This is a genomic window from Paenibacillus polymyxa, from assembly GCF_015710975.1.
Classification (GTDB): Bacteria; Bacillota; Bacilli; order Paenibacillales; family Paenibacillaceae; genus Paenibacillus; species Paenibacillus polymyxa.
In genome coordinates, this window is sequence record NZ_CP049783.1 from 335679 (window position 1) to 349710 (window position 14032).

At 45.0% G+C, this 14032-nt stretch carries 16 protein-coding genes, 6 tRNA genes and 1 riboswitch; of the genes, 6 read left to right on the forward strand and 16 right to left on the reverse strand.

All coding sequences use genetic code 11. The features are described from left to right. Positions 1-44: 44 nt before the first annotated feature. The 3 genes from kdpA to G7035_RS01745 form a co-directional block, all read right to left on the reverse strand. Positions 45-1721 (reverse strand): potassium-transporting ATPase subunit KdpA, encoded by a 1677-nt coding sequence (gene kdpA / locus G7035_RS01735; protein ID WP_017426532.1) that lies wholly within the window; start codon positions 1719-1721, stop codon positions 45-47. A gap of 145 nt (positions 1722-1866) precedes the next feature. Next, positions 1867-1944 (reverse strand): K(+)-transporting ATPase subunit F, encoded by a 78-nt coding sequence (kdpF, locus tag G7035_RS27875; RefSeq protein ID WP_080561203.1) that lies wholly within the window; start codon positions 1942-1944, stop codon positions 1867-1869. Positions 1945-2127: 183 nt separating this feature from the next. Further along, on the reverse strand, positions 2128-2523 hold the full coding sequence (locus G7035_RS01745; RefSeq protein ID WP_016820703.1) for a hypothetical protein: 396 nt from the start codon (positions 2521-2523) through the stop codon (positions 2128-2130). Between the two features lie 113 nt (positions 2524-2636). Beyond that, a riboswitch (cyclic di-AMP (ydaO/yuaA leader) is annotated at positions 2637-2808 on the reverse strand. 462 nt (positions 2809-3270) lie between these two features. Here G7035_RS01745 and G7035_RS01750 point away from each other — a divergent pair. Further along, positions 3271-3756 carry a glutathione peroxidase gene (locus G7035_RS01750; protein WP_019686563.1) on the forward strand — a complete coding sequence of 162 codons (486 nt, stop codon included), beginning with the start codon at positions 3271-3273 and terminating at the stop codon, positions 3754-3756. A gap of 148 nt (positions 3757-3904) precedes the next feature. Here the strand turns inward: G7035_RS01750 and G7035_RS01755 are convergent. Beyond that, a tRNA-Leu gene (locus G7035_RS01755) sits at positions 3905-3987 on the reverse strand. Positions 3988-4250: 263 nt separating this feature from the next. Between G7035_RS01755 and G7035_RS01760 the strand changes: the two genes are divergently transcribed. Both G7035_RS01760 and G7035_RS01765 read left to right on the forward strand, forming a co-directional pair. Then, complete coding sequence (locus G7035_RS01760; protein ID WP_019686562.1) at positions 4251-4988, forward strand: urease accessory protein UreF; 738 nt, start codon at positions 4251-4253, stop codon at positions 4986-4988. 285 nt (positions 4989-5273) lie between these two features. After that, on the forward strand, positions 5274-5495 hold the full coding sequence (locus tag G7035_RS01765; protein WP_013369935.1) for a Rha family transcriptional regulator: 222 nt from the start codon (positions 5274-5276) through the stop codon (positions 5493-5495). Positions 5496-5612: 117 nt separating this feature from the next. Here G7035_RS01765 and G7035_RS01770 read toward each other — a convergent pair whose 3' ends face one another. The 6 genes from G7035_RS01770 to G7035_RS01795 all read right to left on the reverse strand — a co-directional run bounded on the left by G7035_RS01770 (position 5613) and on the right by G7035_RS01795 (position 7596). After that, positions 5613-5996: a helix-turn-helix domain-containing protein gene (locus tag G7035_RS01770; RefSeq protein WP_016818371.1), complete on the reverse strand. Its 384-nt coding sequence runs from the start codon at positions 5994-5996 to the stop codon at positions 5613-5615. Between the two features lie 87 nt (positions 5997-6083). Then, entirely contained in the window at positions 6084-6458 is a 375-nt protein-coding gene (locus tag G7035_RS01775) for a helix-turn-helix domain-containing protein (RefSeq protein WP_016818372.1), read from the reverse strand. Between the two features lie 186 nt (positions 6459-6644). Further along, positions 6645-7100 (reverse strand): MarR family winged helix-turn-helix transcriptional regulator, encoded by a 456-nt coding sequence (locus tag G7035_RS01780; RefSeq protein WP_017426529.1) that lies wholly within the window; start codon positions 7098-7100, stop codon positions 6645-6647. Positions 7101-7264: 164 nt separating this feature from the next. Further along, positions 7265-7347 (reverse strand) — tRNA-Leu (locus tag G7035_RS01785). Positions 7348-7362: 15 nt separating this feature from the next. Continuing rightward, positions 7363-7438 (reverse strand) — tRNA-Lys (locus tag G7035_RS01790). Between the two features lie 86 nt (positions 7439-7524). Next, positions 7525-7596: transfer RNA gene (locus tag G7035_RS01795), tRNA-Glu, on the reverse strand. A gap of 246 nt (positions 7597-7842) precedes the next feature. Between G7035_RS01795 and G7035_RS01800 the strand changes: the two genes are divergently transcribed. Beyond that, positions 7843-8604, forward strand: coding sequence for a DeoR/GlpR family DNA-binding transcription regulator (locus G7035_RS01800; RefSeq protein ID WP_017426528.1), 762 nt, complete (start codon positions 7843-7845; stop codon positions 8602-8604). Between the two features lie 72 nt (positions 8605-8676). Beyond that, the gene (locus tag G7035_RS01805; protein ID WP_019686561.1) at positions 8677-9552 is read left to right on the forward strand and encodes a Cof-type HAD-IIB family hydrolase; all 876 of its coding nucleotides are present in this window, start codon (positions 8677-8679) and stop codon (positions 9550-9552) included. 168 nt (positions 9553-9720) lie between these two features. On the opposite strand, the gene G7035_RS01810 is transcribed toward G7035_RS01805, so the two are convergent. From G7035_RS01810 to G7035_RS01820, 3 genes are all read right to left on the reverse strand, one after another. Further along, positions 9721-9809, reverse strand: a tRNA-Ser gene (locus tag G7035_RS01810). 1 nt (position 9810) lies between these two features. Continuing rightward, positions 9811-9886, reverse strand: a tRNA-Asn gene (locus G7035_RS01815). A 44-nt stretch (positions 9887-9930) separates the two neighbouring features. Beyond that, a complete protein-coding gene (locus G7035_RS01820; RefSeq protein WP_016821162.1) occupies positions 9931-10443 on the reverse strand; it encodes a SprT family protein in 513 nt (170 codons plus the stop codon). 142 nt (positions 10444-10585) lie between these two features. Here G7035_RS01820 and cmpA point away from each other — a divergent pair, with 142 nt between their 5' ends. Beyond that, complete coding sequence (gene cmpA, locus G7035_RS01825; protein ID WP_016821163.1) at positions 10586-10720, forward strand: cortex morphogenetic protein CmpA; 135 nt, start codon at positions 10586-10588, stop codon at positions 10718-10720. A gap of 103 nt (positions 10721-10823) precedes the next feature. Here cmpA and G7035_RS01830 read toward each other — a convergent pair whose 3' ends face one another. From G7035_RS01830 to G7035_RS01840, 3 genes are all read right to left on the reverse strand, one after another. After that, complete coding sequence (locus G7035_RS01830) at positions 10824-13046, reverse strand: Tex family protein (protein WP_029514917.1); 2223 nt, start codon at positions 13044-13046, stop codon at positions 10824-10826. A 178-nt stretch (positions 13047-13224) separates the two neighbouring features. Beyond that, positions 13225-13575 (reverse strand): type II toxin-antitoxin system PemK/MazF family toxin, encoded by a 351-nt coding sequence (locus G7035_RS01835; protein ID WP_007429335.1) that lies wholly within the window; start codon positions 13573-13575, stop codon positions 13225-13227. Positions 13576-13581: 6 nt separating this feature from the next. Continuing rightward, positions 13582-13863, reverse strand: coding sequence for a CopG family ribbon-helix-helix protein (locus tag G7035_RS01840; protein ID WP_007429334.1), 282 nt, complete (start codon positions 13861-13863; stop codon positions 13582-13584). Positions 13864-14032: the final 169 nt, after the last annotated feature.

The window sequence follows — 14032 nt, forward strand, 5'->3', positions numbered from 1 at the left end:
ACCCCGTTCATCCATTCTCATTTTCCTTCTATGCTCATTCTTCATCACATGGTCAAAAATTCAGCTACAGGACCCAGTACGATCACCGGCAAAAAGGTTAACGCACCAATCAACAGGACCACTCCGATTAGGATGGCTCCAAACAGCTTGTTGTCCGTGCGCAGTGTACCCATCGTCACCGGGGTCGGCGCTTTGGCATTCAACGAAGCCGCCACAGCCAGCAATGCAATCATGGATACATATCGTCCAAAGAACATAACCGCACCTGTTGTAACATTCCAAAACACGTTGTTATCCGAAAGACCTTCAAATCCCGAGCCGTTATTTGCCGCAGATGATGCATATTCATAGAGCACCTGAGTCAACCCGTGATATCCGGGGTTAGAGACCGCATCATATCCCCAATGACTCATAAACGCAAGCGCAGTGGGAGCAAGAATAAGAAACGGATGTACCAAAATGGCAATTGCAATCAGCTTCATTTCCTTGCCTTCAATTTTCCTACCCATAAATTCCGGGGTTCTTCCGACCATCAGTCCGCATATAAACACTCCCAGAATCGCATACATCAGCATATTCATCAGCCCGACGCCCTTGCCGCCAAAAATGACGTTTAGCATCATTTCTCCCAAAGCAGCCATACCACCTAGCGGGGTCAATGTATCATGCATATTATTGACCGAACCTGTCGTTGCCGCCGTTGTGACCGCAGTGAATAATGCCGATTGTCCAATGCCGAAACGAACCTCTTTCCCTTCCATGCTTCCCTGAGATGCATCCATACCCAGTGCCTGGATTAACGGATTACCTGTTTTCTCCGACACATACGTTATGGTTAGAAAAATAAGGAACAAGACCATCATCGAGCTGAAAATAATCCAGCCCTGCTTGCGATTACGGGCAAACAATCCAAATGTATACGGCAGCGAAGCCGGCATTACCCACATTGCCAAAATTTCCAGTACGTTCGTCCAAGGACTTGGATTCTCAAAAGGATGCGCAGAATTAGCTCCCGCAAAACCGCCCCCGTTCGTGCCCAAATGCTTGATGGATTCCAATGAGGCAATGGGTCCCATAGCAATCTGCTGCTGTGTACCACTTAAAGTCGTAATATCCGCCGTGGACTGTAGCGTCTGTGGTACTTTTAATCCCACCAGCACCAGCGTAAGTACAAAGGCAAGCGGCAGGAAAATCCGTATGTTGGCTTTAATAAAATCTTGAAAAAAATTACCCAGCCCTTCACCGCGCCGCGTCAATCCCCTCATAAAAGCCGCAGCAACCGAAAACCCCGAAGCAGCCGAAGTAAACATCATCATCGTGACAAACGCCATCTGTGTCAGATACGTAAGCCCGCTTTCTCCGCTGTAATGTTGGAGATTCGTATTGGTCATAAAGCTGATTACTGTATTAAAGGCCAATGATGCTTCCATATTACTGTTCCCAACCGGATTGCCCGGAAGTATAGCCTGCAAGCGCAATAGCAGGTAGCTGATCCCCACAAGCACCACATTGGTTGCAATGAAACTCATAGCATACGTGGTCCAGCGCATGCTGTCCTGTTTCTTCAAGCCTACAGCCTTATAAATCAGCTTTTCCGTTCCACCAAAAATACGATCCGTCCGATTCGGTTCATTCGAGAATACGTGATACATATAGGTGCCCATCGGCTTTACCAAGAGCAACAATATGATGATCACAATCCCAATTTGCAGTAGCTCCATCCTCTATTCCTCCTTAAAATGCTCCTGCATTTGGAACAACAGACCTGATTCAGACCATCCATTGAGTGCACACGTTTGCGAAAATCTGCATCTCTGATGCTGCATTCTTGATCTGTTGTTCCCACCTGCTCGATCCTATAGTTGACTAGAATTTTTCAGGATTCAGGAGTGCGTAGATTAAATACACGAACACAATAGCCGTAAGTCCTAGCACAACGATCATCCTCTTCGCCCTCCTTTTGAGGTCTGCGCATCACACCAGCGTACAAACAGCAGTATCACTCCATAACTCACAGCCATTACGAGCAGCATGTATAAATCCATCATGTTCATACCCTCCGTATCGCTTTTCAGATTGCCCTTTTGATTCCATCATAAAATCATAAACCAGCTATGTTATAAGTGCTTATCCGTTCAGCAGGAAACCCACCTCTCCGTTCAATGTGTAGATCACATGGTCCGCTCCCAATCCCCGATAAATTCCTTGTGGATTACAGCCGTGCGTAATAACATAGATCAATTCTGATGTTAGTGGCCGACATATTTGCAGGAAACGGCAAGTTAGATTCAAGCTGTTTTCGAACAAATACACACTACCAATTTCTTTTTTAGGAAAATTCCATTTTCCCGCTTGCATCGTATTGATGCGCACAATGTGTTCCACACCCATTTTTTTGAGTTGTCGTTCCTCCTGGGTGCTATTTGTGAGAACTGCAAACGCCAATTTTTTGAACATAAGCAATTTCACAAAACTTCTGCCCGCTTCATTCGGTGCAGTGACAATAATTAACCGACCTTCCATCAGTAGCTCCTCTCCCGGTATAAAAAGACAACAAAAAGAAGCCGAAGGAAAAAGGCTTCCTCCGGCTTCATACATTCCATGATAAAATAAACCATGGCTGCACACGGCGGTTTGTTGCCTCTCCCTGTACGCTTACGAGGTTAGCTGTCGGATTCGGACGTGAGAGTCGCCCTATTTACGGCACTTGGCCGGAAAATTCACCCCATGAGACACACGGCTTGCAAAGCCGTATATACTCGTTGGTTCCCCCGCTTTTGCAACTGCAAAATTCAGCGCTTTAGACAATTCGTTGTTGCTTCATTGTTGTTAATTTGAAATTACGTCTTGAATCATACACCCGTGCAAGGAAGACTGTAAAGCTCAACGGCAAGGCTATAAATCACCCTTTAGAGCATAGAAGATTAAGGATAACGCTTACAACCAACCTATGCTTCTCGTATCTCTCTAAAACTCTGTATTTCACCCCTTTTTGAAAATGAAAGGCATGTCAATATTGGCGTAGGGTATGGTACGGTTGCCCTTTATTATAAAAAAGAAAGAAAATGCGCTATATGTACTAGATAATTATCGAATGAAGCCTTTTTTATGAGAAGAAACACCTCAATTTGCTCCATTTGAAGTGCGATTTACCGTTTTGAACAAAAGACGATTTTACAATGCACAATGTTTGTAGACTCTTCTGGACTTGCAACCCCTTGTTGAATTGTTCACAATTTAATTGTAGAATATTGAATTAGGAGGGATATCATGAGCGTATATAAATATGATGCACAGACCCTACAAGGGGCACAAATTCCGTTATCCACATACGAAGGGAAAGTTCTTCTTATCGTGAATACTGCCAGCAAATGTGGGTTAACCCCCCAGTACAAGGCGCTACAAGAGCTATATGACCAGTATCATGAACAGGGGCTCGAAATTTTGGGATTTCCCAGCAACCAGTTCGCCAAACAAGAGCCGGGTTCCAGCGAGGAGATCTCCGAGTTTTGCCAACTCAATTACGGAGTGACCTTTCCCATGTTCGCCAAGACAAATGTTAACGGTGATCAGGCACATCCTCTATTTCGCTACCTGACCCACACTGCTCCAGGCGTATTAGGCTCCAAAGCGATCAAATGGAATTTTACTAAATTTTTAATTACACGAGAAGGTAACGTATTTAAGCGTTATGCGCCGCAAACCACTCCAGACAAGCTTGTAGGAGATATTAAGAAGCTTTTGCAGAAAAACTGACAATCTTTATGCACTACAGTCAACGAGCGGTCCGTTGTCCATACGACCGCTTCTGTGACGGGAGGATATGACGAAAAGTATTTAACAAAAAAGCATCCCTTCACGTAAAACGTGTCAGGATGCTTTTTCAACTGGGTATTGCATATAATGCGGTCGAGAGGACTCGAACCTCCACGGGCGTACGCCCACTACCCCCTCAAGATAGCGTGTCTGCCATTCCACCACGACCGCATGTCATAATGTATTGAGGCAACAGATTTATTATACTCTCTCAGCAACAATTTGTAAACAAGAATATTATAATTATTTTTAATGTAATTTTATATAACATATATAAGCAATAAAATTATTTAATTTGACATAATTGAGTTCGAAGTGTAAATATATATTACATAAATATTTGAATTATTATTATAAAAATAAGATTTGAGTCAAATAACATCACACAAATATTCACTTCAAGGAGGCGAACCGTCCTGCATAAAGGTAACCGGTTGCTAAACTACGCATTATTGTTGGACCCTTCCCTACCTATTGGTGGTTTCACCCGTTTCTACGGATTGGAGGAGCGTTTCCGCGCTGGACACCTGAACAGTCTACAGGATCTGAAACATTACATGCGAGACGATTGGTATCCTCAAATCACAACCCTTGACGGCATGGCCATTAAAAGTCTGTATGCAGCCATCCAGCAGAATGACGGTTGGCGGATCGCCCTTATTGATAAAATGCTGCACGCCCAACATCCTTCCTCGCAGCATGTAAAAGAGTCGCGACTTTCTGGCCAGCGACTGCTCAAGCTCACCAAGGCTCTTTATCCTTGGCTCGCATTTGACCAACTGGAAGACACACTCACTCAATACAATGCAATTGGCACACTCGCTACTGTCCACACTTGGATTAACTCCCTCCTCGGAAGCGATATAGAACAGACCATTCACGGCTATTTTGCCACAGCGGTATCCTTCTGTATCGAAGATGCCTTCAGACTACTCAATCCTCCTTATGAGGAAAAAAGTCCTCTTATCGATCATATGACCAGCGAGTTGCTTACCACCTGGAAGAAGATTAACAAACCTACGCCAAGCTCATATCAGCGCCATCTTTTCCACAGCCATCGGACCAGCTCCTACATCACTCAGCCACCCTATATGAGCCATAGCAGCCAATTGAATGCATCCAGACCCTTTTCCTCCTCCGTCCTATTTAAACGCCTTCCAGCATCCCTCTGATGCGTCGTTTACCAATCTAGCAGTCACAATAAAAATACTCTGCCCTTTTCTCAAGCGGCAGAGTATTTCATGTATCCCAAATTCACACCAATACCAGACCATAGTCGGATTATTTTCACTTTTTGCACTTAATTAAGTAATTATTTTAACGAAATGCCGTATTTAAGATTGTATAAACACGTATAAAAGTGTATCATAGTTTTAGATGGTTAATTCTAACATGTTTACTGATGATTATTATATCACACCAATTATTCCGTAAGAATCCGTAAGGGGCGATTTCTCTTGAACAACAAAATGCCTGTCACCTCCTTCGGGTGGGCCATCAAACAAAGGCTTGTCGAGCTTCGGCTGGATCAGAAAACATTTTGCGAGACACATAATATTCCGCCTTCACGCTTGTCCAATCTGATTCACGGCACCCGCAAAGCACAAAGGTACAGAAAACAAGTTGCTGCAATTCTAAATATCGACGATAACGATTATAAGGAGGCAACACCACACTAAATCCAACAAGCATTTCAGCATCCATCGCGTCGCCATATTATCAGGAAACCAAATAAACCCGTAAACCGAACCCTCAGTTCGGTTTACGGGTTATTCACCCAGGCGTTTAGCCATAGATTATTCAAGTTTTGTTTTATCCTTCTCTCTTTTTTGCTTACGGTACTTCGCAAATTCAACGTATTCTAAAATAAAGTTCTGTTCTTCTGTCTCAAGATCTTCAGCCTGGCAATTCAGTGGCCCCATCACCCCAAAAAAATAAGCAGCCTTCTGCTCCTGAAGCACGCCTTCCCCCGGCTTAATCCCTTTCATCAACCAGTCGAGCGATACATTAAAAAAGTCCGAAATCTGAATCAAATGGGCGGTACCCGGCGTTGTTTTTCCCCTTCTCCAATCACCGAGATTCCCTGAGCTAATTTTAAGCTTTTCACAAAATGCCTTCTTGGTCATTCCTCGATCCTTAATTAAAGCTTCAATCCGCTGATAAATAGTTTGATCTCCCACAACGTTTCCCCTCCGACACTGTAGCTTTTTCTAATTAATTTTCAATTGTACACATTAGAATATCCTTATCAAATCCCACAGCAAACATTAATCAGTAGTTGAATTGGGCTGGTTTTTCTCTTTACGAAAGCGGGTAAATTCAATATACTCAAGTATAAAATCTCTTTCCGCCTCACTTAGCGATCCCCCCTGGCAATTCAGTTGCCCTGAAGCTCCAAAAAAATAAGGGTCCTGCGACTCCTTCAGCACCTTACTCTGCACGTCTCGACCCAGCATAATCCAATCCAGACTAGCGTCAAAAAAAGAAGCGATTTCTATGAGTTTATTCGTGCCTGGTGTCGTTTTTCCTCTTTTCCAATCTCCAAAGTTCCCTGTACTAATGCCCAACTGCTGGCAAAACGCCTTTTTCGTCATACCTCGTTCCTTAATGAGCTCCTCAATGCGTTGGTAAATAGATTGCATAGAAGTTCCTTCCTCCCTAGCAGGCTCTCCAAATAACGATATCATGTCCCTTGTTCCCTTTTCAAAGATCGCGTGTGCTAAAATTACCGAATTATGTATGTTGGTATTCATTATACCACAATATGCAACAAAAACCGCCTGTTTTCCGAAGAAAGGGCGGTCTTTAAGTCAGTTCGCTTACGCCAATCACGTAGCAGAGTTGTCGATTTTAAGTAAAATCCGCTTCAATTCGTTCAACGTTTCACTTAAGTGCAATAAATCTTCTTCCGGCAGATACACCAGTCTCTCTTGAATTTTATTAGAGAAGGTATGAAACACCTGTTCACAAAAAGCGTCGCCTTCTTCTGTAATGGCTACGTTCACGACTCTACGATCCGAGTCGCACGATTGGCGGTCAGCCAACCCATGCTCCACCAGCTTATCCAGAAGAGGAGTCATGTTTGGACGAGAGACATTTAGTTGTTTGGACAAATCGGATACCGTAGACGAACGCACTTCACGCAGAAGCAAGAGTACCTGAAAGTTATTAGGCGACAAATGCAACGGAAAATCAAGCGGACCGTAGGTGAAAAATTTCTTCTTCACAATCGGAAACAAGCCCAAAATATTTTCTGATATATTCCCTAACAGTTGAGTGTCCATATTTTTCACCGTCACTTCACAAGTTTATATATTTATTATTCTATAACATTATGGCGTTATATTATACTATGGAATCATTATTTCATCATAATCATTGTTAATTGCATCCATGCACAAATAAAAAAAGCCTCTAACGCGAGAGACTTTTCCGTTTATTCCATTGATGCGGTCGAGAGGACTCGAACCTCCACGAGCGTACGCTCACTACCCCCTCAAGATAGCGTGTCTGCCATTCCACCACGACCGCATAACAAAATATAAATGGTGAGCCATGAAGGACTCGAACCTTCGACACCCTGATTAAAAGTCAGGTGCTCTACCAACTGAGCTAATGGCTCATGCTGTTCATCCTAGCTGTCCGCCATTAGATCAGACCTCAGGAATTCCCCTTAAGCATGCAACATGTAGTCTGTAAAGACAACAATGACCCGTAGGGGATTCGAACCCCTGTTACCTCCGTGAAAGGGAGGTGTCTTAACCCCTTGACCAACGGGCCTTATGAATGTACACCAACTTGGCGACAAGAAAGAGTATATCAAATAGAATAGTAAATGGCAATACTTATTTTTAAAATTTTCAAAAAAGCTATTTTATATAATTGTAAAATGCATATTTACTTACATTAACTTATTTATTATCATCTAAACCCTGAATAATCACGATAAATGATTGCAATATCACTTACATTTACTTATAATCACTTACGAGATACCGAAATGATTATATATTAGAGGAGCTTTCTATGTATCAGGAAGAACGAATGTTAAAAATCGTTGATTACTTACAGCTTCACAAGCGTATTTCGGTGGATGATATTTGCGAAATTTTTAATGTTTCACGGGATACGGCCCGCCGAGACCTGGTAAAACTTGAGGAGCACCAAAAAATTATTCGTACCCGCGGCGGTGCCCTTCTCCCTAAACTGCATCACGATCCAATTGGAAATTATAACGAAAGACTGCTTACTGTATCTGAGGAGAAACAAGTGATCGGACAATTGGCTGCCAGTATGGTACGAGATAGGGATCGTATTATATTGGATTCCTCTACCACCGTACAGGCGTGTGCAGAAAGACTGAATGTGCAGGAATGTTCGGTTATCACCAATTCAATCAATCAGGCTGACGTACTATCTGGAAAAGACGGTGTCTCCATTCATCTATTGGGGGGCCGCCTCCAAAAAGAACACCGATATGTATACGGTTCGTCCGTAATCGCCACTTTGTCTCACTATTTTGTAGACAAAGCTTTTATCGGGATTGGAGGCATATCAGCTCACGGACTAAGCCTGATTCATGAAGAAGACGGTATGCTGAAGCATCAGATGATGAAACAGGCAGATCAGGTGATCATCCTTGCGGACCATTCGAAATTCGGAATCAATTTCCCGTATCGTTTTGCTGATTTGTCTGAGGTTAATATCGTGATCACCGATCGCTTACCAGAACCGGCGATGCTGGAAATTTTACAACACCATGATATCGAAGTTGTTGTCCCCTCATAAACTTGAAGCCAATCGCTCTAACTAGACGCAATATGTATAACAGAGATATCAGAAGACAGGAGCTGGAGAGAAATGAAACTGTTTGCGATTGATATGGATGGAACGCTATTGAACGAGGAAGGAAAAATAAGCAAAGCCAACGCAGAGGCAATCCGCAAGGCACAGCAGCAAGGTGTTCAAGTGACGATTGCCACTGGCAGAGCCGCTTATGATGCCTGGACAAAGCTAGAGGAAGCAGAGCTGGTTACTCCCGTCATCGGGGCAAACGGCGCCACTGTGCACGATGTGCATCGTCGCCAGCTAACCTCTACTCCTATGGGCCGGAGCGAAACATTTGAAGTGCTAAGCTGGCTCGAGGGTAACGACTTCTACTATGAGGTCATGACAGACCGGGCTATTTATTCTCCACAAAAGGGGCATCAGCTACTTGCTGTTGAAATGGACCGCTTGCTGAGCGCCAACCCAGATATTTCGCTGGATACTTTATTACATGCAGCTGAAAAACAATATGAACAGACCGGGCATACCCGCATCGCTTCATATGAGCAGATTCCAATGGATGTAGAGATATATAATGTGCTCTGTTTCTCCTTTGATCATGCCAAATTGGAACGGGGGCGTAAACGTTACCGAGATTTTCAAGGTCTAAACATGGTCATCTCCTCAGATCGCAACTTTGAAGTCGAGCATAAGGATGCGTCTAAAGGTAATGCATTGCTTTATCTCGCGAATTATCTGAACATCCCTATGCAGGAAGCCGTAGCGATCGGTGACAGCTATAACGATATTTCCATGCTGACGATGGCCGGAAGAGGTATTGCCATGGGCAATGCAAATGACGACATTAAGGCTGTCTGCTCCGAAGTTACCCTGACCAATGTGGAAGATGGCGTTGCTCATGCTCTGTTGAACCTCCTCAACACCGTTGAGGCTGACACTGTGAAATAGAAGGGATTAGTTGCGTACTGCGTACAACTCAGGCTAACGCTGTTTCATGCTGTACGCAACATGTCCGTCTTACATATAACAATTCTTAAAAAGCAGATCTAGACGAAAAAGACGCTCGCAAGCATGGTTACCATGCATAGGAGCGTCCTTTTCTGTTTGAAATACCAACGGAGAGAGAGGGATTCGAACCCTCGCACCGCTTACGCAGTCTAACCCCTTAGCAGAGGGTCCCCTTATAGCCACTTGGGTATCTCTCCATGGCTCCCCGAACAGGACTCGAACCTGTGACAACTCGATTAACAGTCGAGTGCTCTACCAACTGAGCTATCAGGGAATATTACTGTAAATTATCATACAGTATGGTTAATTTACCATGAATCAGGGGGCCTCGTCAAGTGCCAACAAGCGAAGTTTACCTCCACATTTCCCACAGCGATATCGCTGTGGATTCATTTTACGCTTACGCATATACTCCTGTTGACAGGAAACACACACTAGCTTGTAACGATAAGGCTGAGGCTTTCTTCCCACTCTTCCCGGTAGGGTCTGACAATGCCTGCTTCCTCCTACGCGAGCCAGCCATGCTTTGAAATCAGCATCACGATGCTGGTAGCCCATTCCGCGCAGATGTAGATGATAATGGCACAGCTCATGCTTTATAATTTTTTCCACCTCAGAACGTCCATAAGCTGCGAGTTGATGTGGATTAATTTCAATATGATGACTTTTCATAAAATATCGACCGCCTGTAGAAGACAGGCGCGCATTAAAGGTGGCTTGATGTTGAAACGGCACGCCAAAGCTCTCCAGCGAGATGCGCTCTACCCATTCTTGAAGTTCTTTATTACTCATGGAAGGGTTCATTGAATTGCTCAGAGACTTGGACTCCATCCTTACGGTTTCCCTCCTTTGCTTCATACTGACAAGCATATTATAAAATGACGGCCGAAGTCTAACCCTGGTTCATAAGCACACTTTAGGTATCCACCCCATATGCTAAACATACAGATGTAACGCAGAGGAGGAGATCGGCTTGCCTCAATGGCTCAGCAACCAGCTCATGCGGGCCTTTTACAAGAAGGACCGACGCCAAATTAAACTGTTGAACGATTGTTGGTTTTTTTATCATAAAGCACCTGGTATAGAATTTGACGCCAACAACGGGTAGAAGCAGAAAAGTTCCAGAAACGGAAAACCGGAGTCTCCAATATGATTCGGAGATTCCGGCTTTTTTTACTCTCACAAAAGGTTATACAGCTTTATTTAAAGCACTATGCCTGTGACTGCGCATCTGCGGGAGGTTTCATAGTCAGACCTACCCTGCCTTTTTTCAAATCAACATTCAACACCCACACGGTTACGTTATCACCAACAGATACAACATCCATCGGATGCTTAACAAAACCACTGCGCAGCTGTGAAATATGAACCAGACCGTCACTTTTAATACCGATATCAACAAACGCACCAAAATCAATGACATTGCGGACAGTTCCTTGAAGTTCCATACCCGGTGCCAGATCCTCGATCTTCAACACGTCCTTGCGGAATACAGGCAATGGCAGCTCGTCACGCGGGTCACGCCCCGGCCGCTGGAGGCTGTCCAAAATATCCCGCAATGTTGGCACACCAACTTCCAGCTTCGCTGCCAACTGCTCAATATTAGACACATTCAGCGCTTCTGTCGCAGCTTTCGAACCCAGATCATGGGCACTGATGCCCAGTTCCGCCAGCAGGCGGTCTACGACAGCATACGATTCAGGGTGGATCGGCGTGCGATCCAGTGGATTTTCGCCACCTGGTATACGGATAAAACCAATGGATTGCTCGTAGGTTTTTGCACCAAGACGCGGCACCTTCTGCAACTGACGACGGTTGCTGAATTTACCGTTTTCCTCACGGTACTTAACGATGTTTTTAGCAATGGTCGCGTTGATCCCTGCTACGTAGGACAGCAGCGCCGAGGAAGCTGTGTTCACATCCACACCAACGTGGTTAACAGCCGATTCTACAACGTCCTTCAAACTTTCATCCAGATGTTTCTGCGACACATCATGCTGGTATTGGCCTACACCAATGGCTTTCGGCTCAATTTTGACCAGCTCAGCAAGCGGGTCCTGCACACGACGCGCAATAGACGCCGCACTGCGCTCAGCTACGTCCAAATCAGGGAATTCTTCCTGTGCCAGCTTGGAAGCAGAGTATACGCTCGCACCTGCCTCATTGACGATCAGATACGCGAGGCTGCTGTCACCAATATCCGCGATAACTTCGGCTACGAATTGCTCTGTCTCACGTGATGCAGTTCCGTTACCAATGACAATCAACTCGATATCGTATTTGGCAATCAGCTGCTTGAACGTTTCTGCAGCCTCACGTTTCTTGTTGTTTGGCGGTGTCGGATACGTCACAGCCACTTCCAGCAGCTTGCCTGTGTCATCGACAACAGCCAGCTTGCAGCCTGTCCGATAGGCTGGATCGACTCCAAGCACACGACGCCCCTTAATCGGAGCCTGTAGCAACAGGCTGCGCAAATTGCCTGCAAAGATAGAGATGGCCTGCTGCTCGCCCTTCTCTGTCATTTCAGCACGCACTTCACGTTCGATAGATGGCGCGATAAGCCTTTTGTATGCATCCTCAATGACACTGCGCAGCAGGTCTTCCACCACAGACGATCCTTTAATCACTTGACCTGCCACATAAGTGTAAATGGAATCTGGCGCTACCTCCAAACCAACCTTAAGAATGCCTTCCCGCTCCCCGCGATTAATCGCCAGAATACGGTGAGGTGGCATTTTCTTAGCCAGCTCACGATAGCTGTAGTAATTTTCATACACAGACTCTTGCTCGGTGTCCTTTGCTTCAGAGGTCAGCATTCCATGATCCAGTGTATATCGGCGCACCCATTGGCGAATAGCCGCATCATCAGCTATATTTTCAGCCAAAATATCCATGGCTCCTTGGATGGCAGACTCAGGGGTTTCGACTCCCAGCTCAGCATTCACATAGGATTCAGCTTCTTTCAAAGCATCACCCTGCTTCGGCTGACCCCAAATCCAGATGGACAGCGGCTCCAAACCCCGTTCCTTTGCCACACTGGCGCGAGTTTTGCGCTTTTGCCGATATGGACGGTACAGATCCTCCACTTCCTGAAGCTTAACCGCAGAAGTGATAGCAGCCTGCAGCTCTTCAGTCAGCTTGCCCTGTTCATCAATAATGCGGATGACCTCTACCTTACGATCCTCCAGATTACGTAAATACAGCACACGATCTTCAATTTCACGCAGCTGATTTTCATCCAGCTCTCCTGTCATTTCCTTACGATAACGCGCGATAAAAGGAATTGTATTTCCTTCATCCAATAAACTGATCGTTGTCCGGATTTGCTTGAGTGCCAGCGACAGCTCTCTCGCCACTTGTTTGACAATCCGTTCTTGGCGTTCTGCTTCGTTCGGCTCCTGCCCAATTTCCGTCTTCATTTCCTCGTTAGACAAACCTATCCCTTCTTCCTCACAGCTCTTGTCATACATCATGTCTTTTATTATCACAAAAAATGATTCAAAGCGCCAGCAGGTGACGTAAAAGCAAGCCCTACCTGTATTGTTCTTCGGACATGCAAAAGGACAGCGCTAGAGCGCTGTCCTTTCCCGTTTCACTCGTCGTTCCATCATACTAAAAATCAATCAAACCGAGACTGATCTGTAGCGAGTCGCTCACTTTGCGCATGGTTTCTTCATCCAAATGGGTGATTTTGTCGGTAAGCCTTTGCTTGTCGATTGTCCGGATTTGCTCCAGAAGAACAACAGAATCACGATCAAAGCCATGCGTCGCCGCGTCGATTTCCACGTGTGTAGGCAGCTTTGCCTTCTGAATCTGTGCAGTGATGGCTGCTACGATCACGGTAGGGCTAAACCGGTTGCCGATATCATTTTGAATGATCAGCACAGGTCTGACGCCACCTTGCTCGGAACCGACTACGGGTGAAAGGTCTGCAAAAAAAACGTCGCCGCGCTTTACGATCAATATGGATTACACCCCGCTAACTGTACGGCCCAAGGTGCTGTTTGCATCTTCCTCCGCGTGAAAGGCTTCGGATGCCATGGTCAGGTTAATTTTAGCCATTTCCATGTATCCACGCTGCATAGCTTCACGAATGTAACGTTTTTTACGTTCACCTACATAAAGCTTCATTGCCTGCCTGATAAATTCACTGCGGTTGGAATTTTCCATAGCTACGATCCCGTCCACTTCCTGCAAGAGATGATCTGGCAAACTGATCATTATTCTTTTGGTGTTCTGCAAATTGGCCAACTTCTCTTCCACCCCCAAAACCTTGTCGCCATTGTACCATTATAACGTTATTCCCGGTAATTTATTCAAACGGAATATAAGAGAATGTATATGATATTCGTATATCATCTATGCTGCATTCCATTATAAACTACGCAGTTCGTTTTCGTACAGGCGTTTGATCCCCGAA